The following is a 19,828-nucleotide window of genomic DNA, read 5'->3' on the forward strand; positions in this document are numbered from 1 at the left end:
GTACCTTGGGGCGGTGGGGGGGACGAACTGGCTGCGGCTGGAGACCATTCCGGCGGCGGGGAGCAACCGGTGGGTGGAACTGCTGCAACCGGTGCAATCCCCGCAGCGCTTCTACCGCCTGGGTGTCACCCTGCCCAATCCCTAAGCCGGCGGCGGTGTCGCCCACTGGCCATGAGCGCGTGCTGTCCTTCCCTTTCGGGCTGGACAGACGGGCGGCAACCGCTTATTGGTAATACCACAAAAACTAAACCACACTTATGATGAAAACGAATCGTCGGCAATTTGTGCAAACCACCGCCCTGGCCGCGGCGGCCCTGAGCGTGGCCCCGCAGGTTTGGGGGGCGGCCCGGAAGAAGCTTCCCATTGCGTTGCAGCTTTATTCGGTGCGGCAGGACTGCGGCAAGGATTTCGACGCCGCCTTGGAGCGCGTCGCCAAAATGGGCTTCGATGGGGTGGAGTTTGCCGGCTATCACACCTACGGCGGCAAACCCAAGGAGCTGCGCAAGCGGCTGGATGATCTGGGCTTGAAGGTGGCCGCCACCCACATCGGCACGGGCAGTTTCCGCGGCGACAACCTCCAGAAGACCATCGAGTTCCACCAGATCATCGGCTGCAAGTTCCTCATTGTGCCGGGCGATGGTGACTTTACCAACCCCGAAAAGTGCAAGCCGCTGGCCGATTTGTTCAATCAAACCGCCGAGAAGTTGAAACCCTTGAACATGTATTGCGGCTACCACAATCACACGGCGGAATTCAAAAAATTCGGTGACACCACCTTCTGGGACTTCTTTGCCGCCAACACGAGCAAGGACGTGGTCTTGCAGCAGGACTGCGGCTGGACCGCGGCGGCCAAGCTCGATCCGGTGGAGATGATGAAAAAATATCCGGGCCGGATGAAATCCACGCACTTCAAACCCACCGTGGTGGGCAACGAGCCGGGCAAAAAGGCATTCATCGGGCAGGACTCGGTGGATTGGAAAGCCGTGATTGCGGCCTGCATCGAATTTGGCGGATCAGAGTGGATCACCCTCGAGCAGGAAGCCTATCCGGACGGCAAATCCCCCATGGAAGCCACGGAGATTTCCTTCAAGGCGCTGAAGGCCATGGTGGGCTGATTGTCCCGCAAATAACTTCGGACAACGGCATGCCGAAAAATGCGGCATGCCGTTTGTCTTTTTTACAATCCCGGGCAATTTATCATGGAAGCGCCGCCGGGTCAGGGAAGCGGCACAAGCCATCATTTTGGGACAAATTCTTATTTGCTAATCATTATCATTTGATACACTTTACCATCGCTGTGTGATGCAAATAGCGAGTAAAGAGCAGGCGCATGCGCGCTTTCTGGCCCTCTTGCGCCAGGCCGGTCTCCCGGTGACCACCCAACGGCGGGCGGTTTTCGAGGCCATGCTGGAGCGACAGGATCATCCCACCGCGGAGCAGGTTTATCAGGTGGTGCTCCAAAAGCTGCCCCACATCTCGCGCATGACCGTGCATCGCATCCTCAACACCTTTGTGGCACTGGGCGTGGTGGATAAAACCTGCCATCCCGGTTCGGCGGCCCGTTTCGATTCCAAGACCCATCCTCACCATCACCTGGTGTGTCTGGATTGCGGGGCCATCATGGACGTGGAGGATCCGCGGCTCGATCGCATGCCCCGGCCGCGCATTCCCGCCGGCGATTTTGTCATCGAAGATTACCAGGTCCAGTTTCGCGGCCGTTGTGCCCGCTGCCAGCAAAAGGCCCGAGCCCTTCAGCGACGGCCCAGAATCAACGCTTCCGCGGCGCCGCCGCGAAATGCTGGATCAACAACCTGAACCCAAAGAACCAAGAAAGGAAACCCAGCCATGAGTAATCAGAGCCAGTGCCCCTTCTCGGGCAAAACCATGAAATCCTATGCCGGCGCCGGCACCACCAATCGCGACTGGTGGCCGCATCAGTTGCGGTTGGAATTGCTGCACCAGCACTCGAGCAAGTCCAATCCAATGGACAAGGACTTCAACTACGCCAAGGAATTCCAGAGCCTGGATTATTGGGCGTTGAAGAAGGACCTGGCAGCCTTGATGACCGATTCCCAGGACTGGTGGCCGGCGGACTTTGGCCACTATGGCCCGTTGTTTATTCGCATGGCCTGGCACAGCGCCGGCACCTATCGCATTGGCGATGGCCGCGGCGGGGCGGGGCGGGGCCAGCAGCGCTTTGCGCCGCTCAATAGCTGGCCGGACAACGTGAATCTCGACAAGGCGCGCCGCCTGCTGTGGCCCATCAAGCAAAAATACGGGCGTAAAATTTCCTGGGCTGATTTGATGATTCTGGCCGGCAATGTGGCGCTCGAAACGATGGGATTCAAAACCTTCGGCTTTGCTGGCGGACGCGAAGATGTCTGGGAGCCGGATCAGGATGTCTATTGGGGATCTGAAAAAACCTGGCTCGGTGACGAGCGTTATTCCGGCGACCGACAGTTGGAAAATCCTCTGGCCGCCGTGCAGATGGGATTGATTTATGTCAACCCGGAAGGGCCCAATGGCAACCCGGATCCCGTGGCGGCGGCCCGGGACATTCGCGAAACCTTCGCCCGCATGGCGATGAATGACGAGGAGACCGTGGCGTTGATCGCGGGCGGACATACTTTTGGCAAGACCCACGGGGCCGGGCCGGCCTCGCACGTCGGGCCGGAGCCGGAGGCGGCGCCGCTGGAGGAACAGGGGTTGGGATGGAAGAGCACCTTTGGCACCGGCAAGGGGCCTGACACCATCACCAGCGGTTTGGAGGTGACCTGGACCACCACGCCCACAAAGTGGAGCACCAACTTCTTTTGGAATCTGTTTAACTACGAATGGGAGCTGACCAAAAGCCCGGCCGGTGCCTGGCAGTGGCGGCCCAAGGGTGGAGCGGGGGAGGGCACCGTGCCCGATGCGCATGATCCCAACAAACGGCATGCGCCGGCCATGCTTACCACGGATCTGGCCCTGCGTTATGATCCTGTGTACGAAAAGATTTCCCGCCGCTTCATGGAAAACCCGGACCAGTTCGCCGAGGCCTTTGCGCGGGCGTGGTTCAAGCTGACGCATCGCGACATGGGCCCGCGTGCGCGCTACCTCGGCCCGGAGGTGCCCAAGGAGGAGTTGATCTGGCAGGATCCCATCCCGCCGGTAAATCATCCGCTGGTGGACGCCCAGGACATTGCCGCGCTCAAGGCCAAAATCCTGGCCTCCGGCCTTGCCATCTCCGAGCTCGTGTACACCGCCTGGTCCTCCGCCTCCACCTTCCGCGGCTCCGACAAGCGCGGCGGCGCCAATGGTGCGCGCATCCGGCTGGCGCCGCAGAAGGATTGGGAGGTCAACCAGCCGCAACAACTGGCCAAAGTCCTGGCCGCCTTGCAGCGCATTCAGGAGGAGTTCAACCGCACGGCGCAGGGCGGCAAGCGCGTATCGCTGGCCGACTTGATTGTGCTGGGCGGCTGCGCCGCCATCGAGGAGGCAGCGAAAAAGGCCGGCCATACAGTTACGGTGCCCTTTGCCCCGGGACGCATGGATGCCCTGGCAGAGCAGACCGACGCCGCCTCCTTTGCCGTGCTGGAGCCGCTGGCCGATGGCTTCCGGAATTACCTGAAGGCCAAATACGCCGTCCCGGCCGAGGCGCTTTTGGTGGACAAGGCGCAATTGCTGACCCTCACGGCACCCGAAATGACCGTGCTGGTGGGCGGGATGCGGGCCTTAAATGCCAATTACGGTGGCACCCGCCACGGCGTTTTCACCTCCCGCCCGGGCACGCTGACCAACGACTTCTTCGTCAACCTGCTCGACATGCGGACGGAATGGAAACCCACCTCGCCCGAGGCGGAGTTGTTTGAGGGCCGCGATCGCAAGACGGGCGAGCTAAAGTGGACCGCCACGCGCGTGGATCTGGTCTTCGGTTCCAATTCCCAACTGCGGGCCATCGCTGAAGTTTATGGGTGCGCCGATTCCCAGGAGAAGTTTGTGCGAGATTTCATCGCCGCCTGGAACAAGGTCATGAATCTGGATCGTTTCGACCTGCTCCAATAAGCGGCGCCAGGCCGTAGATTGCAGGCGGCGGGCGGAGTTGACCGGCAAGGTTAAACCCGCCCGCCGTTTTCCTTTTCCAGCCACGCCATAAAATGGAGGGAGCGGTCAAAAAACCACGTGGCGGGTGGGGGATAAAGGTGCAATTGGCGCAGGCAGGTGACCGGGCGTAGGCGGAGTTCAGCCCAGGCGGCCTGCCAGCGGCCCCAGGGCCAATAATGATAGGGCAGGGCCACGCCATGACGGGCGTTGCCCACCCAGTCCATGAAGCGCAAGGTGGGTCCCGCCAGCCAGCCTTCCAGGCAGTGGTCTTTAATGAGAAGACCCCGGCGTGCCACACGCACGGCCTCACGCAATAAAATCATCGGGTCTTCCGTATGATGGAGCACGTCCACAAACAGGGCCACGTCATACTGGCCGTCGGCGCAGGGGATGCGTCGGCCGTCGAAGGCCTTTACGGAAATGTAGGTTTGCGGACGGATCAGCACATCCAACCCCTCAATCCGTACGTCGGGGCGTTGGTCTAAAATGGCGCGGGCCACCCGGCCGTCGCCACAGCCAATGTCCAACACCGTCGCCCCGTGGGGCAACAGCGCGGCCAGATGCCCGGCGAGCACGCGCACCCGACGTGCAAAAACCAGGCGCCCGTGCAATGTGTCCAGACAGCTCATCGGCGTTTAAGGCCCAGCACGCTCAGGAAAAAGCTGGAAAATATGGTTTGGATGCCCAGCACCAGGGCCAGCAGCGCCGGGATGATGGTGCGCAAAGTCTCGGTGGGCTGCAGCGGCCCAAAGTGCGTCTGGCCCCAGCTCCAGACGGCATAGGCGGAGCCTCCCAGCCCGAGCAGGGTCAGCACCAGACCGGCGGTCAGCCCCACCTCCAACGTGATGATGCGGTAGAGCTTTTCCAGTCGGGCGTCGGGCGGCAGCAAGCCCTCGCTGATGGCAAAAACCTTGGTGAATACGGCAAACAGCACCGCTTGATACCCCATGAGCACCATCATCGCCGCATACAGCAGCGTATGCACATCAAAGGTCACACTGCCCACCGTGCGCGGGCCGGGCAGCAGCCAGGCCATGAGCAGCACGCCCAACAACATCAACAGAGCACCGGGAATGAGAAACAGCCAGCGCGGACTGTAGAGCAGCATGAAGCGCAAGTGGCGCCAGCCATCCCGCCAGCGACGCAGGTGCGGCGGGCGGCCGCGGCCATCCGGCGACAGTGTGACGGGCACCTCGGTGATTTTAAGCCCCAGCAGGGCGGCCTTGACCACCATTTCACTGGCAAACTCCATGCCCGTGGTGCGCAGGGCCATGCGCTCGGCCGCCTCCCTGGTGAAGCCGCGCATGCCGCAATGAAAATCACGCGCGGGCGCCTTGAAAAACAACCGGCCCAGCCCCGTGAGCACGGGGTTGCCCAAATAACGATTGAGCCAGGGCATGGCGCCGGGCTGAATGCCGCCGCTGAAGCGGTTGCCCATGACCAGATCGTAGCCTTCGCGCAGTTTCTCGACAAACGGCCAGATGGCGGACCAGTCATAGCTGTCGTCGGAATCCGCCATGATCACATAACGTCCCCGGGCTGCCGCCATGGCCCCCATCAACGCCGCCCCATAGCCCCGCGTGGGCACGTCCACCACCCGCGCACCCAAATTGCGGGCAATATCCTGGGAACCGTCGGTGCTGCCGTTGTCGCCCACGATGATTTCCCCCGCCAGGCCGTGTCGCGCGAGCGCCGCCTGCGCTTTGCGGATGCAATGCCCCAGTGTTTTGGCCTCATTCAAGCAGGGCATGATGAGGCTGACTTCGGGCTGAGCATGGTTTTCGGTTGCATTCGGCACGGCCAGAAATATGGGTCACCTGCGGGCGGGTAGGCAAACAGGAAATGTGCCGTCAAGGCCGTGTTTAAGGCTTGCGCGGTTGGGGTGACCGTGTCAAATAGCGCCATGCAAAAACCATTACCTGAAGCTTCCATTACTTTGACGCGTCGTCGTTTTTTGTCCGGTGTGGGCGCTGCCACCGTGACCTTCAGCCTGGTGGCGCCCCGGTGGGTTTCCGCCGCTGAAGCCGGCCCCAAAATCAAGGTGGGGTTGATTGGCGCCGGCGGGCGGGGCCAATGGATTTTGAAATATTTCAAGGATCACGGCGGCTATGAGATCGCCGCTGTCTTTGATTATTTTGAGGACCGCGCCAAGGCCGCGGGCGACAAGTATCAAGTGCCGGAAAACATGCGGTTCAGCGGTCTCTACGGCTACCGCAAACTGTTGGAAAACGGGGTGGACGCCGTCATCATCCAATCCCCGCCTTATTTCCATCCCGAACAGGCCGCCGATGCGGTGGAGGCCGGCAAGCATGTGTACCTGGCCAAGCCGCTGGCCGTGGACGTGCCCGGCTGTCTTTCCATTGCCGCCAGCGGCCAGAAGGCCACCCAGAAGAAGCTGGCTTTTCTGGTGGACTTCCAGACCCGCGCCCATCCTTCCTACCAGCAGGCCATCAAGCTGGTGCATGAGGGCAAAATCGGCCGGATTGTCTGCGGCGAGGCCAATTATCAGTGCAGCTTGATGTTTGCCAGCATGGATGCGCGCTTTCGCAAGGACCCGAAGAATCCGGAGGAGCGGCTGCGCGCCTGGGCCATTGACCGGGTGCTGTCGGGCGACGTCATCACCGAACAGAACATCCACGCCCTGGATGTGGCCTCATGGGTTCTCAACGCGGAACCCATCAAGGCCTACGGTACCGGCGGCAAGGCGCGGCCTTTCCTGGGGGATTGTTGGGATCATTTCGCCTGCATCTTCTACTATCCGCAGGGGATCATCCTCAGCTTCAGCTCCAAACAGGTGGGCAAGGGGTGGGATGACATCCAATGCCGCATCTACGGCACGGAGGGCACGCTGGACACGCATTACGGCGGCCCCGTGCGATTGCACTGCGACGATGCCTACAATGGCGGCACCACCAACACCATTTATGAGCTGGGCGTGCAAAACAACGTGAAGACCTTTTACGACTGCATCGTCCAAGGCGACTTTTCCAACCCCACTGTGGCCCCCAGTGTGCGCAGCAATCTGGTGACCATTCTGGGCCGCACGGCGGCCTATAAGAACACTGAAGTCACCTGGGCGCAGATGATGAAAGCCCGCGAGAAGTGGACGTTTGATACCAAGGGCCTGAAGGCTTGAGCGTGACCCCGCCTCAGGCGGCCTGCTCCCCGCGGTACACCCGCGGCACGCGGTAACTGATGTTGGTGAGCACTTCCCACGGGATGGTGCCAAACCATCCGGCCAGTTGGGCGGCGGTGATTTCCTTGTTGCCCTGGCGGCCCAGCAGCACCACTTCTTCGCCGGCTTTCACCTGGGGCAGGGGGGTGACATCCACCAGCGTTTGATCCATGGTCACTCGGCCGAGCACGGGACACAGACGCCCTCTAATCAACATCGCCGCCCGCTGACTGGCGGCCCGCATGTAGCCATCGCCATAACCGCAGCCCACCACCGCCACCCGCATCGGCCGGGGCGTGATATAGGTGTGCCCGTAGCTCAACGGTGTGCCTTGGGGCACTTCCCGCACCAGCGTGACCCGGCTCTTCCATTGCAGCGCGGGCTTCAGGTGTCTGGCCAGGACGGAGGCGGGCCTGCGTTTGCCGGGGGGAATGATGCCATAGACCAACAGACCGGGACGAACCAGGTTGAAGTGCGCCTCCGGTTCCCACAAGACCCCCCCGCTATTGCAGGCGTGGACATACGGCACCACCACTCCGCCGGCCTCAATGGCCCGGAGAACCATGCTGAAACGCTCCCGCTGCTGCCGCGTGAACTCGGCATCGTCCTCGGCGGAGCTGAAATGAGTCATCAGCCCTGCCAGGCGCACACCGGGCAGCCGGGCGATGCTGCGCGCCAATTGCGCTGCTTCCTCCGGGCGTGCCCCCAGCCGCCCCATGCCGGTGTCCACTTTGAGATGCACTTCCACGGTCTTGTTCTGCCGCCGGGCCTCGCGGGAAAACGCGCGGGCTTCGGCCAGCGTGGAAAGGGTGGGCATGATGCCATCCCGCACGGCGATGGGAATTTCCTCGGGCAGACAGGCACCCAGCATCAGCACGGGCCAGCCCCGGCCGACCAGCCGCACACTGCGGGCCTCGGTCAGATTGGCCACCCCAAAAATGTCGGTGCCGCTTTGCATGAGCAGGGCGGCTATTTGTTTCAGCCCGTGCCCGTAGGCATCGGCTTTTACCACGGTGAGGATGCGGGTGTGCGGGCCGACGCGATGCCGCAGCCACGCCAGATTCGAGCGCAGGGCATCGAAATCCACTTCCGCCCAGCAACGGTAGGGCGCATTCATAAATCTTTGAGCACGCGCGGCGGCGGGGCTTTGGCAAAGCGCGCCTCGCGCAAATAAATGGGGGTCAGGACGCCAGCCTCCGTGACCGCCTCCGCCGAGGCGGCCAGTCGCGCCAGCTCCTTCGCCCGGGGATGCCATTCCATGGCGCCGGGACACCAGCCGGTAATGTCCGGCCCCCATACCTTGGCCCCGGCGGCCAACTGTCCGCGCACCGCATTCTGTGGGAGCAACTGGGGCGGATGAATTTCCTGCCAACCCGTCTCCGCCAGCCGATAACCCGCCCAACAGGCCTCGCCGCGTTGGGCGTCCACCGCCAGAAACACCTCGCCACGCTGTCCACTGCGCCAAAGTCCCTCCGCCATGACGTGAAAACTGCTGATTCCCCAAAGCCTGACGGGGCGCACCGCCTGCCATCCCTGGGCGGCCGCAATCGCCATGCGAATGCCGGTATAACTGCCCGGTCCCAGACCAATCGCCAGCCCCTCCACCGCTGCGCGCTCCCAACCGGCTTGTTCCAGGGCTGCCTGAATCAGGGCAAACAGGCGCGTATGCCGCGCATGGGCTTCTGTGACTTCCACCGGCGGGCCGCCGGCTGAGTCCCATGCCGCCACGGAGCGGACCCCTGCCGACAGTTCAAGCGCCAAAATCTTCATGAATAATCCGCCGCTCCTTTTCGCTCTGGAATTGCAGCCATGCCAGCCGGCAGGGACGTGGCAATCCAGCTACTTCAGCCGGCACGAGGGAGCCGCTGCCGGAGGAAACTCCCTGCTGCCAAGAGCATATAACCTCCGGCAGCCAGCGTTCAATCCATTCCACCACCACGATGCCCTGGGGCGCGAGGAGGTATTCCTCCAAGCCTGCCGCCACGATTTCCGGGGGATCATTCAGGCGATACAGATCCAGGTGGAAAAGCGGATACCGTCCCCCGTGGTATTCCACCATCAGCGCAAAACTGGGCGAGTGCACCCGGTCAGGACAACCAAGGCCCTGGGCCAGACCGCGCACAAGCTGGGTTTTGCCGGCACCCAGGTCTCCGGTCAGACCGAGAACCCAGCCGGGCCCCAGCTCCCTGGCCCAGGCTTCTCCCAGGGCCTCCGTTTCCGCGGGACTATGCGAAATGTTCGTAACCATGCAGTTCCAGGGGTTGCACACTCTTGCGGCGCCGGATGCGGATGCCCGGCTCGGCCGTGATCTTGCCAATGCAGGTGAGCTTGAGTTGCGGGAAGGCCGCCTTCCAGGCGTCCACCAGGGCCACGGCTTTCTGCGGAGGCACGGCAAAAAGCAGCTCGAAATCCTCGCCATCGGATAACGCCGCCTCCAGGGGAGGTTTGGCTCCCGGTTGCTCACGAAAGCGCAGCCGGGCGGCGCGGCTGATGGGAATGGCCTCGGCCAACAGCTCCGCCCCCAGGTTGCCGGCCTGGAGTAAATGACGCAAATCGCCCGCCAGCCCGTCACTCAAGTCAATCATGGCACGCGGGGAAAAATGCTCCGCCAGCCAGCGGGCCTCCTTGAGCCGTGGCTCAAAATCCAGGTGTTTGCCGGACAGCGAGCCGCCCAGCTCGCCGGTCACAAAGAGGGCGTCGCCCACCTGTGCGCCCCGCCGGTGCACTACGCGACTGGATTCCACCCGCCCCAGCAGGGCCACTGAAATCCAGATGCCCGAAGTGCTGGTGGTGGTCTCGCCGCCCACAATCGCCACCTGGTGCCTTTCCGCGCAGGCGCGCAATCCTTGATACATGGCCTCGATGCGACTTACCTCGTGCTGGGGAGGCAACCCCAAAGTAATCAGCGCGTGCAGCGGTGTGCCGGCCATGGCGGCGATGTCACTTAAACAACGGGCGAGGGCCTTGTGGCCCACTTTCTCCGAGGGCGTCTCCGGCGTGAAATGCACGTGCTCGACCACGGCATCGGTCTTCAACAGGAAATACTGGCCCGGCACCCCTAAATCAAGCACGGCGCAATCATCGCCCACCCCGGTGATGACGCCGGCCGGCACAGGCAGGCCACGAGTCAGGCAGGCAATGAGTTCAAATTCATTCATGGCACCAGAATCCGCAGCCATTCAAAATACGGGTCCAGATTCCACTGGCATGCCAGCACCAGAAAATTGGCCGCATTAAACAGGGCATGCACCAGAATGGGCGCCCAGAGATTGTCCGTGGCTTCGTACACCGCCACCAGGGCCAGCGCCAGCACAAACAGCGGCGCCATGGTCATCAAGTTGCTGTGATACAAGGCAAACAGCAAGGAAGTGCCGAACAAGGCGGCCCGTGGATACCCCGCCTGCTTCACCGTGGGATAGAGGATGCCGCGAAACAGGGCTTCCTCAACCACGGGAGCCACCAGGATGGTCATGACGGCCAGGCTGGCCAGTTCAAGCCCCGGCGGCTGTTGTTGGATGTATTGGACGGCCAGTTGTGACTCGGGCCGGCCTCCCAGTCGTTCAATCCAAAGCCCTGAAAATTTGCTGAGCATCCAGGTGGCCGGCAGCACCAGCAGGGTGGTGAGGCAACTCAATCCCACCACCCGCAAGGCCGGGCCGTGACGCCACCCGAAGGCCTCGCTCCAGGTCATCCGGTTGACCCGTAAAAATACCGTCAACATCGCCAACAAAGCTCCATGCACGAAGACAAGGTTTCCGGCCAGGGTGAGGAGCCGCTGAAAATTTTGCGTGCTTTCCTGAAACCATGAGTTGATTACCGCCACCACCACGTAGCCCAGGCAAAGGCTGAAAAACATCCCCACCACCAGGTAGGGGACGGTCTCCGGCTGCCAGCGTCGCTCACTCAGCACGCCGCCTTCATAGCGCACCAGCGCCAGTGCGCCAAACAAGTTTTTAACAATGTTCGGGCTTGTCGGACGTGGCCGGGAGCGGCAAGCTTTGCGCCCGTAACTATGACGCAACAGGTGAATCTGGGCATGATTGGGGGTGGGACGGTGGGCAGCGGCGTGTACCATGCCTTGTCCCGCAACCGGGCGTTGATGGAATCCCGCCTGGGCATCCGGCTCAACTGGGTGGGGGTGGCGGTCAAGGAGTTTGACGAGCCGCGGCCCTATCCCATTCCGCGTTCGCTGCTGACCACCGATTGGATGCAAGTCGTCAAAGACCCGCGGGTGAACATCGTCATCGAGCTGGTGGGCGGCACCACCATTGCCAAAACCATGGTGCTGACTGCCTTGAGCCTGGGCAAGCCGGTCATCACGGCCAACAAAGCCCTGCTCAGCGCCCACGGCGAGGAGCTGTTTGCCGCGGCCCAGAAATACGGGGCCAACCTTTACTACGAGGCCAGCGTGTGCGGCGGCATCCCCATCATCAAGGCCCTGCGTGAGGGATTCGTGGGCAACCGCATCACCCATCTCTACGGCATCGTCAATGGCACCTGCAATTACATCCTCACCCGCATGCAGCATGAGGGCGCCGAGTTTGCGCAGGTGCTCCAGGAAGCCCAGCGGCTGGGGTATGCCGAGGCGGACCCTTCCCTGGATATTGATGGGCATGATGCCCGTCACAAGATCGGCATCCTTGCCTCACTGGCACACGGGTTTTGGGTGCGGCCCGACACCATCCACGTGGAGGGCATCCGTCAGGTGACCCAGGCCGACATTCGTTTTGCCGCGCAGTTGGGCTACACCATCAAGCTGCTGGGCATCATCAAAGCCGTGCCGGGCCGGGGCAAGGCCGGCGAAGGCGGGGCGCGAATCCAGGTTGCGGTGCATCCCACCTTGGTGCCGAATCGCCACGTGCTGGCCAGCGTTAATGATGTCTTCAACGCGGTTTTCGTGCGCGGGGATGTGGTGGGCGATACCTTGTTTTATGGGCGCGGCGCTGGCAAGGATGCCACCGCCAGCGCGGTCTTGAGCGACATTGCGGATGCCGCCCTCGAAATCAAACACGGCACGCGCCATCGCATCCCGCCTTTCGTGCCCCATGCCAACGGCAGCGCGGTGGTGCCCATGGAGCAAACCATCAGCCGTTATTACCTGCGGTTGAGCGTGGTGGACCGCCCCGGTGTGCTGGCGCGTATTTCGAGCATCCTGGGCCAGGCCAACATCGGCATCATGTCGGTCATCCAGCCCGAGGCTCGCGAGGGCCAGAGCGTCCCTCTGATTCTTATGATCCACGATGCGCCCAACGCCGCCATGACCAAGGCGCTGGCCCAGATCGCGCGGCTCAAAGTGGTCAAAGCCCCGCCGGTCATGTTCCGCGTGGAAACGTTTGATTGACCCCGCCCCGTTGATGGTGCCCTTGTCCCCCGACTCATTCACCCGCTGCCTGCAGTCCTGGCTGTGGGGGAGGGGACGTTCATCACCGCAGACCTGTCCCCCCGGCGGAATCGTTTCCCTGTGGCTGGCCGAAGCCGGGCAGGCCGCCAAGACACCGAAAACTGGGGGGGGAACGCGTGGATTTCCCAAGCTCGCCCCCCTCTTGGCCGCGCTCGTGGCGTTGATTCCCATCGTGCCCTCGGCCGCTCCTGCCGGCTTCGTCACATCCAACCTAAAGCCGCCCAATCCGCCTCGGGAATTTCGGGGTTTGTGGGTGGCTTCCGTGTCCAATATTGATTGGCCCTCCAAACCGGGGCTGCCTGCGGCCCAGCAGCAGGCCGAGTTGCGGGCGTTGCTGGATCGGGCGGTGCAACTGCGCCTCAACGCGGTCATCTTGCAGGTGCGCCCGGCCTGCGACGCCTTGTACGCCTCCAAACTTGAGCCGTGGAGCGAATACCTGACCGGCCGCATGGGGCAGCCTCCCGCACCGGAGTATGATCCTCTGGCTTTCGCAGTGAGCGAGGCCCATGCGCGGGGACTCGAACTGCACGCTTGGGTCAATCCCTTCCGGGCACGCCATGCTTCCGGCAACTCTCCTGTTTCCCCGCAACACATCAGCCAGGCGCGCCCCGAACTGGTGCGATCATACGGCCGGCAGCTTTGGCTGGACCCGGGGGAGCCGGCGGCCCGCGAACATTCCTTGCGGGTGTTGCTGGATATCGTCCAGCGTTACGACATTGATGGCCTGCACATGGACGATTACTTCTATCCTTATAAGGAAAAAGAGGCTTCCGGCAGGCTCCTGGACTTTCCTGATAATAAAAGTTGGGAACGCTATCAGCGGGGCGGGGGCAAATTAAACCGCGACGACTGGCGCCGCCAAAACATCAATCAGTTTGTGGAAACCTTGTATCTGCGCGTCAAAGCCGCCAAACCGTGGGTCAAGGTGGGCATCAGTCCTTTCGGCATCTGGCGCAACCGCGTGCCCCCGGCCATTACCGGCCTGGATGCGTATGAGCAGTTGTATGCTGATTCCCGCCTGTGGCTGCGCGAGGGATGGGTGGATTATTTCGCGCCCCAGCTTTATTGGAGCCACGACGCGGACGGGCAGAGTTTTTCCGTCCTGCTGCAATGGTGGCGGCAGCAGAACGTCAAGCACCGCCACCTATGGCCGGGCCTCAACGTGTATCGCGTGGGCAAAGGCTGGCCAGCGGAGGAATTGTTGCGCCAGGTGCAGGCCGCGCGCCAGTCGCCTAACGGCGGGCATCTGCTCTGGAGTGCCACCCCGCTGCTGGCGGGGCAGGGGGGCGCAGCAGAGGTTTTGAGTCAGCGCGCCTACACCGGCCGCGCCCTGCCGCCCGCCTGCTCTTGGTTGGAGGCCAAAACTCCCGCTCGTCCGCGTCTTTATGCAGGCGGCAATCCCACCCTTAATTCGGTGATGATTTCCCTGGATTTGCCCAAGGGGGCCGCCACCCCACGTTGGTGGGTGGTGCAAACACGGCGGCAAGGCACCTGGGATGTGCAAATGTGGCCGGGCGGCAAACGCACGTTGGAATGGAGTGGCAACCCGTTGCCGGAGGTAATCGCCGTACGCGGAATGGATGGCACAGGACGCTTGAGCTTGCCCGCAGTGCTCGAGAGGGACTCTTCGGCTGGACGCACGCCCTAATCCATCCGCCGGTGATGTGAGCGGGTTTAGGGGTTCGCGGGGGCGGGCAACGCCGCCGGCGGGGTTTGTTCTTCCAAGGGGGTGGTTTCCACCGAGGCCATTTGTTTCACTGGCTCCCGGCAGACGCCGCCATTGAGGCTGATGTTCAGCCCGAGTATGGCCGTAAACACCACCAGATCGCCATTGAGCGTCCCAAAGAATACCATGAAGAAAATGACCCGGGCGGTAAAATAGGCCAGGAAAAAGGTGTTGATCAATTTCAGCTCGGCAGGGCCGTTTTTCCAATTCTTGTACAACACCCACAGGCCGGCAATGCAAAACCACAGAAAGGCGGCTGCTCCCCAGATGCCGAAAGGGACAATGACGGAAAGCGGACCGTTGTGGTAATCCCCGGCAATAAGGGCAAACTCGTAGGTGGGCGCCAGCCCCCGCAGGACTGATTGTTCCATCAAATACATCTCGGTGGGGTCCACTGCATAACCTTTGCCTAGCAGCAGATGGTTGGGCAGCTCGGCCAGCAACAGCTTCCACATCGAAAGCCGCCACTCCGATGAGGTCTGGGCGTTGAACGCGGCCGCCGGCGCCACCTTCAGCCCGGGAATGATGCTCAAACTGCGCTGCACAGCCAGTGGCAGCCGCTGCACATTCGGCAACACCACCATCGCGGTCAACGCCGTCACCACCACGAAAATCAGGAAGATTTTGGAGCGATAAAGCCGCTCCAGTTTGAACTGAATCAACAGAATCAGACCAAACAGAATGACGTAGGTCCGAAACCCGCCCAGGAGCGTCAGCCCCATGACCACCAGAATAAAGAGCAGTCGCCAAGGATGGCCGAAAACCTCTTTGGCTCCATAACGGGCCAGCATGTAACAAAACACGGCATGGCCCGCCCAGCTCAGGCCGGTGACGCGCACGAAATGTGTCTCCGTCAAAATATAATCCGAAGCGGCCTGGTGCATGGCCAGGTCCGGCGGAAAGATGGCATACAAAAACCAGTACTTGGGGCCCAACAGGTAGGCCACATTGCTGAACAGCGCCGTCAGCTCGGAAAGAAAGAAAATGCCCACGAAGAAGCCGGCCCGCGATGCCGGAATGCGCTGGCTGACCAGTGCAAAATAAACCAGCACTGCCGCCAGCGTGGTGTAATACCGTTTGCCGCCATAAACCCCGCTGCCCAGCACCCGGAAACCGATGCCGCCGGTGAGTTTGGCGGTGATCAAGACAACCAGCGTCAACGCGATCAGGGCATAAGCCACCGGCGGCACGTGCAGGTACGTGCTCTCCTTTTCCAGGGCCCGCCGCAGCACGGCAAAACCAAAGCTCAACACCGCCATCAACATCCACAAATAAGGCTGGCCCGGCAGAAAAAAGATCATCAGAGTGGCCTTGATGCTGAAAATCAACAAGGCATGATGCCAGCGCAGCAGCAGCGGCGTGAACAGCATCATCAAGACGGCCGCCACCACCAAAAAAGTCAAAAACTCGGACGGCGTCGCCAGCACAAAACCCAGCACCACGGCCATGAGCAGGCTCAGGCCGTAGAACATGATCATTTGTGGCAACGACGCGGACGTCATGCAGCCACCCACTATGCGCCTAGACTGCCCAACCCGCAATGCAGAAGTGGACCCTGGCTCGGCTGCCCACCAAAAAAAATTGCAAAAATGGGCTTGCATGTTGGCAGGGCGTTGTTAATTTCCCGTCTCTTTGTTAAAAACAGGATTTGATATGTCGCGAGTTTGTGAATTGACCGGCAAGCGTGCTGCCAAGGGCAGCATCATCTGGCGCAGTGGTAAAGCCAAGAAAAAGGGCGGTATCGGCACCCACGTTACCGCCATTACCAAACGCCGTTTCCTGCCCAATTTGCAACGGGTGAAGGCGGTCATTGATGGCGAAGTCCGCTACGTCAAAGTGGCCACCAGCGCCATCAAGAAGGGTTTGATCACCAAACCCCCCAAACGCAACTGGAAGAAGGCCGAACCGGCCAAGGCCTAAAGGCCTCCCCGCAATTTGAGCAAGCACGGCGTTCCGGGAGGGACGCCGTGCTTTCATTTCTGCCGTTGCGTTTATGGGGCGGCCCCGGGCACAATACCCGGGCGCAGCATGGAACATTCCAAACCCACCCTGTTCGAGCGCGGGATGGTGGCGTTCATCGCGGCTTGGCAGCGCCGCCGTGAGCCTGCCAGTGGCTGGCAGCGCATGAAGCGGGGATTCCACTGGCTGTTGGTTGGTGCAAACGTTCTTTACCTGGCCAGTCTTTTGAGCCTCTGGGCGCTGACAGGATGGGTGGGCGAGCGCCATTACCTCACCGCTTTCTGCCTCTTTGTGCCCCCCCAGGCCTGGCTGTTGCCGCTGCTCCTATTGACGCCCTTGACCTGGCTGGCCGCCCGCCCCTGGCTGTGGTTGCATTTGCCGGCGGTCTTGTGGGTGGCTTTTGGATTTTTTGACTTTCACTGGCACTCCCCCCAACCAGCTTCCAATCCCGTTTTGCGGGTGATGACCAATAATTACGGCCAGAACAACCGCCAGAGTTTTACCGCTTTCCTGCAGCAGGAGCAGCCGGATGTCATTGCCCTGCAGGAAGCCGTTGGCCAGGCGGGTCGGCTTACTCGGGCCTACACCAATTACCAGGGGCGCGCCTACGGCGAATTTGTGTTGCTAAGCCGGCACCCCATTCTTAACGCGGGGCCCGTCCCGGTGTACGATCCCTTTGGCTGGCCCATCGGCGCCTGGTTTGAGCTTAACGTGCATTCGCGGACGGTCGTGGTGTACAACGTCCACCTCCCCAGCCCACGGCGCGAGTTATATCGCCTGCGGGGCCTGGGATTGCTGGTGGCCCTGGCCGGGGAAACTGCCGGCGAAGGCCGCAGCGTCCAATTCCAGGAAGACGTCGCCAAAGCCTGGCGCCAGCGCCTGGACATGGCCCAGCGGCTCATGGTCCACCTGGAAAAGGAGAAGCGCCCCTTCGTTTTGGCCGGTGATTTTAACATGCCCAGCCGCGGCTGGTTGCACCGGCAATTTCGTGCCCGATACACCGATGCCTTCGCCGAAGCGGGGCGGGGGTACGGCCTCACTTTTCCCGGCTACAGCTCCAATCCCCTGACCGGCTTTGGCCCGTGGCTGCGGCTGGACTACATCTTTTGCGGTGGGGACTTCCGGCCCGTGCAATGCGTCACGGAACGCGGCCGCCGCAGCCAGCATCGCGCGGTGGCGGCCCAACTGGAATGGGCCCATTAGTGCGGCCGAAGGCCGCTCATTTGCGGCCTTTGGGATCCAAATTTTCTTTGAGATCCTCGGCGGTGACCACACTCTGCACCCCCCCGGGCGGAATGGGGGCCTTGGCAATCCACAGCAATGCGTTCAAGACCACTTTGCGGAAATCATCGTGGCCCCAGTTGTTGTGAAAATGACCGCCGGTGAAGCCAAAACCGCGCCCTCCATCAGGCCGCTCATAGGCCCACATGACATGCTGCGGCTCCCCTTTGGCCACCGCTTCGCGCACGGCCGGATTGCCACTGTGCGGCCCGTCAGGCCGGTTCATGGTGGATGGCGGCGGCACCGCGCTGAGAATGGGGGTCACGCCCTTCATGCCTTCCTGAAAGCGCATGTGAAAGTACCACTCGTCACGTATCTTGAAGGGCCGTACGCCGTCGGTTATCGGATGCTTGGGAATGACCTTGAAATCGGCGTCCCAGTGCGGATTGACAGACCAATGCGTTTCAAAATAGCCGCCCATCCAGTTCAAAAATTCCGGCCCGCCATTATCCTTCGGCACCTCAACGGCATAATGGCAGCAGCCGAAGCCCACACCGCGCTTCATCAGCTCGCCCAGAAAAGTCAGGCGCTGGCGATCCCGCACCGCCATGTGCCCGCCGCCTCCGTCGCAGTAGATGAACACGGCGTCGGCGCCTTCAAAAATGCTCATATCCTTGGGCCAACCGTTGGTGTGCACCACGGCCTTGACTCCGCCCACCTGGTTGAGCAGACGTCCCAGCAGCAGGCAGCCGGCATTATGCTCATGCTCGCCCGGCCCGTGGCTGGGAGTGCCTGCCAGAAGCACAATTTTGCGTTCGGCTCCCGCACTGGAGGCGGCCCAGAGCAGGCCGGCGGCAGCGAGAGCCAGGGTCATTGCTTTGGTGATTTTCATAGGCTTTAATTTAGAGGTTCGCGTGGGTTTGCAAAGTCTTTTGTCGGGCCTCGCCTCAGCTCAAGGCCGACGGGGCAGAGCGTCCCAACTTTTCAAGCCAATCAAGGGCAGGGCAAAGTCGAAGGCTTCCCGCCATTGGGGCGTATCGGCCAGCCGGAAACACTCGTAAATGCGCTTTTTCTCATAGGGATCCGCCACGCTGCCCGGCCGATGGCTCCACAAGCCCAGCAGCAGGCCGCCCTCATGGGCGTGATCCACATGCCGGTGCAAAATGAAGGCATCAATACCTTCCAACTGCTCCACGATTTTGTAGGCATAACAATACGCCGCCGCCTGGAGCAGTTCCCCTTCCTCGCCCTTGGGGGTGTGAAAACCTTGTTCGCTCAAGATCACCCGTCGCCTCTGGCCGCGATACAACAGGGCGGGTTGTTGCAGAAAATCCGTCAACACATCCAGGTTTTTGAACGTGATTCGGGGCGTGTCGGGACGGGGCAGGGCAGTTTTATCCAGCCAGAACCGGGGTTCAAAGAGGTTTTCCGGGTAAGGATGATAGGCCACGTGCCAGTCAAAATCGCCGCGCTGGCGGGCGCGGCGGGCAAACGCTTCCAAAAAGGGCCGCCCGCCAAACGCTTGTTGCTCGTCACCCGCGCTGTAACGGATGCTCCAGTGATGATCGAGAGACAAATACACCCGCGGCCAGCCGGCCTGACGCCGAATGGCCTGGTGAAACAGGCGCACGGTGTCCTCGTAATAATCCGTGAACTTTTCCAGCGAAACCCGCCCCATATTGCACCACCACCAATGGCTGGTCACTTCATTGCCAATAATGTAACCAGCCACCCGGCCATGGGCCTGATTTGTGCCTGACCAGCGGTGGGCCAGATATTCCATACAGGCCGAGTACCATTGCCGGCCTTCAGGAGTGACGGTGTTGAAAGCCCCAAGACGATTGGGGGCATTGGTGACGTAATTGGGATGCAGCGCCAGCTTGTCCACCTCCGGCCGGCCGGAGGCATAACTCAACACGATCAGATACACCACCACCCCGTGATCCGAGAGCGGCTTGATCTGCCGGTCCAGGCTTTCCAAATAACCTTTGTGAAAGTGATACGTTTGTCCCCCATGATTCCACTGGGGATTGTCGGGCTGCCGCCGCAAATCCACCAGCGCTGTCAGGTTGATGTTAATGGCGGCGTGTTTGACCCCCAAGGCCAGCGCGTCCTCCACCATTTGCACCTGCAGTCCCTTCTTGGAGGCAGCCTGCGGAAATTCCATCGCGTTTCCGCCGGCAGCCATCCACATCAGCAAACCTGCCCACAACCATCGTCCCTTGCCATGCATCGCTCATTGGACGATGCCGGCCCCGCATTT

18 protein-coding genes are annotated in these 19,828 nt (G+C 61.6%); 8 read left to right on the top strand and 10 right to left on the bottom strand.

Features of this window, described 5'->3' with window-relative positions:
- The first annotated feature begins 257 nt into the window (after positions 1-257).
- The 3 genes from N3J91_10370 (at position 258) to katG (ending at position 4,044) form a co-directional block, all read left to right on the top strand.
- Positions 258-1,115, top strand: a complete 858-nt coding sequence (locus N3J91_10370) for a sugar phosphate isomerase/epimerase (GenBank protein MCX8156833.1) — start codon at positions 258-260, stop codon at positions 1,113-1,115.
- Between the two features lie 187 nt (positions 1,116-1,302).
- The gene (locus tag N3J91_10375) at positions 1,303-1,815 is read left to right on the top strand and encodes a transcriptional repressor (GenBank protein MCX8156834.1); all 513 of its coding nucleotides are present in this window, start codon (positions 1,303-1,305) and stop codon (positions 1,813-1,815) included.
- 30 nt (positions 1,816-1,845) lie between these two features.
- Entirely contained in the window at positions 1,846-4,044 is a 2,199-nt protein-coding gene (katG, locus tag N3J91_10380) for a catalase/peroxidase HPI (GenBank protein ID MCX8156835.1), read from the top strand.
- Positions 4,045-4,094: 50 nt separating this feature from the next.
- Here the strand turns inward: katG and N3J91_10385 are convergent, their stop codons facing one another.
- Both N3J91_10385 and N3J91_10390 read right to left on the bottom strand, forming a co-directional pair.
- Positions 4,095-4,712 carry a class I SAM-dependent methyltransferase gene (locus tag N3J91_10385; GenBank protein ID MCX8156836.1) on the bottom strand — a complete coding sequence of 206 codons (618 nt, stop codon included), beginning with the start codon at positions 4,710-4,712 and terminating at the stop codon, positions 4,095-4,097.
- Positions 4,709-5,881: a glycosyltransferase family 2 protein gene (locus tag N3J91_10390; protein ID MCX8156837.1), complete on the bottom strand. Its 1,173-nt coding sequence runs from the start codon at positions 5,879-5,881 to the stop codon at positions 4,709-4,711. Before N3J91_10390 ends, N3J91_10385 begins: the two co-directional genes overlap by 4 nt.
- Before the next feature lie 105 nt (positions 5,882-5,986).
- Between N3J91_10390 and N3J91_10395 the strand changes: the two genes are divergently transcribed.
- A complete protein-coding gene (locus N3J91_10395) occupies positions 5,987-7,219 on the top strand; it encodes a Gfo/Idh/MocA family oxidoreductase (protein ID MCX8156838.1) in 1,233 nt (410 codons plus the stop codon).
- A 13-nt stretch (positions 7,220-7,232) separates the two neighbouring features.
- Here the strand turns inward: N3J91_10395 and alr are convergent, their stop codons facing one another.
- From alr to N3J91_10420, 5 genes are read right to left on the bottom strand one after another with little or no spacing between them, the layout of a single operon-like run.
- Positions 7,233-8,375, bottom strand: a complete 1,143-nt coding sequence (gene alr / locus N3J91_10400) for an alanine racemase (protein MCX8156839.1) — start codon at positions 8,373-8,375, stop codon at positions 7,233-7,235.
- On the bottom strand, positions 8,372-9,019 hold the full coding sequence (gene tsaB / locus N3J91_10405) for a tRNA (adenosine(37)-N6)-threonylcarbamoyltransferase complex dimerization subunit type 1 TsaB (protein ID MCX8156840.1): 648 nt from the start codon (positions 9,017-9,019) through the stop codon (positions 8,372-8,374). Before tsaB ends, alr begins: the two co-directional genes overlap by 4 nt.
- Positions 9,009-9,506: a tRNA (adenosine(37)-N6)-threonylcarbamoyltransferase complex ATPase subunit type 1 TsaE gene (gene tsaE, locus N3J91_10410; GenBank protein MCX8156841.1), complete on the bottom strand. Its 498-nt coding sequence runs from the start codon at positions 9,504-9,506 to the stop codon at positions 9,009-9,011. The genes tsaB and tsaE overlap by 11 nt, the downstream gene beginning before the upstream one ends.
- Positions 9,484-10,416 carry a thiamine-phosphate kinase gene (locus N3J91_10415; GenBank protein MCX8156842.1) on the bottom strand — a complete coding sequence of 311 codons (933 nt, stop codon included), beginning with the start codon at positions 10,414-10,416 and terminating at the stop codon, positions 9,484-9,486. The genes tsaE and N3J91_10415 overlap by 23 nt, the downstream gene beginning before the upstream one ends.
- Positions 10,413-11,207: a CPBP family intramembrane metalloprotease gene (locus N3J91_10420; protein ID MCX8156843.1), complete on the bottom strand. Its 795-nt coding sequence runs from the start codon at positions 11,205-11,207 to the stop codon at positions 10,413-10,415. The genes N3J91_10415 and N3J91_10420 overlap by 4 nt, the downstream gene beginning before the upstream one ends.
- Positions 11,208-11,270: 63 nt before the next feature.
- Here N3J91_10420 and N3J91_10425 point away from each other — a divergent pair, with 63 nt between their 5' ends.
- Together N3J91_10425 and N3J91_10430 are read left to right on the top strand one after the other, a co-directional pair.
- On the top strand, positions 11,271-12,599 hold the full coding sequence (locus N3J91_10425) for a homoserine dehydrogenase (GenBank protein MCX8156844.1): 1,329 nt from the start codon (positions 11,271-11,273) through the stop codon (positions 12,597-12,599).
- Positions 12,600-12,801: 202 nt separating this feature from the next.
- Positions 12,802-14,307, top strand: coding sequence for a family 10 glycosylhydrolase (locus N3J91_10430; protein ID MCX8156845.1), 1,506 nt, complete (start codon positions 12,802-12,804; stop codon positions 14,305-14,307).
- A gap of 26 nt (positions 14,308-14,333) precedes the next feature.
- On the opposite strand, the gene N3J91_10435 is transcribed toward N3J91_10430, so the two are convergent.
- Positions 14,334-15,887 carry an O-antigen ligase family protein gene (locus N3J91_10435; GenBank protein ID MCX8156846.1) on the bottom strand — a complete coding sequence of 518 codons (1,554 nt, stop codon included), beginning with the start codon at positions 15,885-15,887 and terminating at the stop codon, positions 14,334-14,336.
- Positions 15,888-16,038: 151 nt separating this feature from the next.
- Between N3J91_10435 and rpmB the strand changes: the two genes are divergently transcribed.
- Positions 16,039-16,305 (top strand): 50S ribosomal protein L28, encoded by a 267-nt coding sequence (gene rpmB, locus N3J91_10440; protein ID MCX8156847.1) that lies wholly within the window; start codon positions 16,039-16,041, stop codon positions 16,303-16,305.
- 108 nt (positions 16,306-16,413) lie between these two features.
- Entirely contained in the window at positions 16,414-17,547 is a 1,134-nt protein-coding gene (locus N3J91_10445) for an endonuclease/exonuclease/phosphatase family protein (GenBank protein ID MCX8156848.1), read from the top strand.
- A 16-nt stretch (positions 17,548-17,563) separates the two neighbouring features.
- On the opposite strand, the gene N3J91_10450 is transcribed toward N3J91_10445, so the two are convergent.
- Together N3J91_10450 and N3J91_10455 are read right to left on the bottom strand one after the other, a co-directional pair.
- Positions 17,564-18,457: a ThuA domain-containing protein gene (locus N3J91_10450; protein MCX8156849.1), complete on the bottom strand. Its 894-nt coding sequence runs from the start codon at positions 18,455-18,457 to the stop codon at positions 17,564-17,566.
- 60 nt (positions 18,458-18,517) lie between these two features.
- Positions 18,518-19,753 (bottom strand): DUF5722 domain-containing protein, encoded by a 1,236-nt coding sequence (locus N3J91_10455; GenBank protein MCX8156850.1) that lies wholly within the window; start codon positions 19,751-19,753, stop codon positions 18,518-18,520.
- Between the last annotated feature and the right edge of the window lie 75 nt (positions 19,754-19,828).

Source organism: Verrucomicrobiia bacterium (assembly GCA_026414565.1).
Lineage (GTDB): Bacteria > Verrucomicrobiota > Verrucomicrobiia > Limisphaerales > Fontisphaeraceae > Fontisphaera.

Bases quoted from the DNA above. Each gene is read 5' to 3' on its own strand.
- N3J91_10370 (MCX8156833.1), top strand. From the start codon at position 258: ATGATGAAAACGAATCGTCGGCAATTTGTGCAAACCACCGCCCTGGCC.
- katG (MCX8156835.1), top strand. From the start codon at position 1,846: ATGAGTAATCAGAGCCAGTGCCCCTTCTCGGGCAAAACCATGAAATCC.
- N3J91_10395 (MCX8156838.1), top strand. From the start codon at position 5,987: ATGCAAAAACCATTACCTGAAGCTTCCATTACTTTGACGCGTCGTCGT.
- N3J91_10450 (MCX8156849.1), bottom strand. From the start codon at position 18,457: ATGAAAATCACCAAAGCAATGACCCTGGCTCTCGCTGCCGCCGGCCTG.
- N3J91_10455 (MCX8156850.1), bottom strand. From the start codon at position 19,753: ATGGCTGCCGGCGGAAACGCGATGGAATTTCCGCAGGCTGCCTCCAAG.
- alr (MCX8156839.1), bottom strand. From the start codon at position 8,375: ATGAATGCGCCCTACCGTTGCTGGGCGGAAGTGGATTTCGATGCCCTG.
- tsaE (MCX8156841.1), bottom strand. From the start codon at position 9,506: ATGGTTACGAACATTTCGCATAGTCCCGCGGAAACGGAGGCCCTGGGA.
- N3J91_10415 (MCX8156842.1), bottom strand. From the start codon at position 10,416: ATGAATGAATTTGAACTCATTGCCTGCCTGACTCGTGGCCTGCCTGTG.
- N3J91_10425 (MCX8156844.1), top strand. From the start codon at position 11,271: ATGACGCAACAGGTGAATCTGGGCATGATTGGGGGTGGGACGGTGGGC.
- N3J91_10445 (MCX8156848.1), top strand. From the start codon at position 16,414: ATGGAACATTCCAAACCCACCCTGTTCGAGCGCGGGATGGTGGCGTTC.
- N3J91_10375 (MCX8156834.1), top strand. From the start codon at position 1,303: ATGCAAATAGCGAGTAAAGAGCAGGCGCATGCGCGCTTTCTGGCCCTC.
- rpmB (MCX8156847.1), top strand. From the start codon at position 16,039: ATGTCGCGAGTTTGTGAATTGACCGGCAAGCGTGCTGCCAAGGGCAGC.
- N3J91_10435 (MCX8156846.1), bottom strand. From the start codon at position 15,887: ATGACGTCCGCGTCGTTGCCACAAATGATCATGTTCTACGGCCTGAGC.
- N3J91_10385 (MCX8156836.1), bottom strand. From the start codon at position 4,712: ATGAGCTGTCTGGACACATTGCACGGGCGCCTGGTTTTTGCACGTCGG.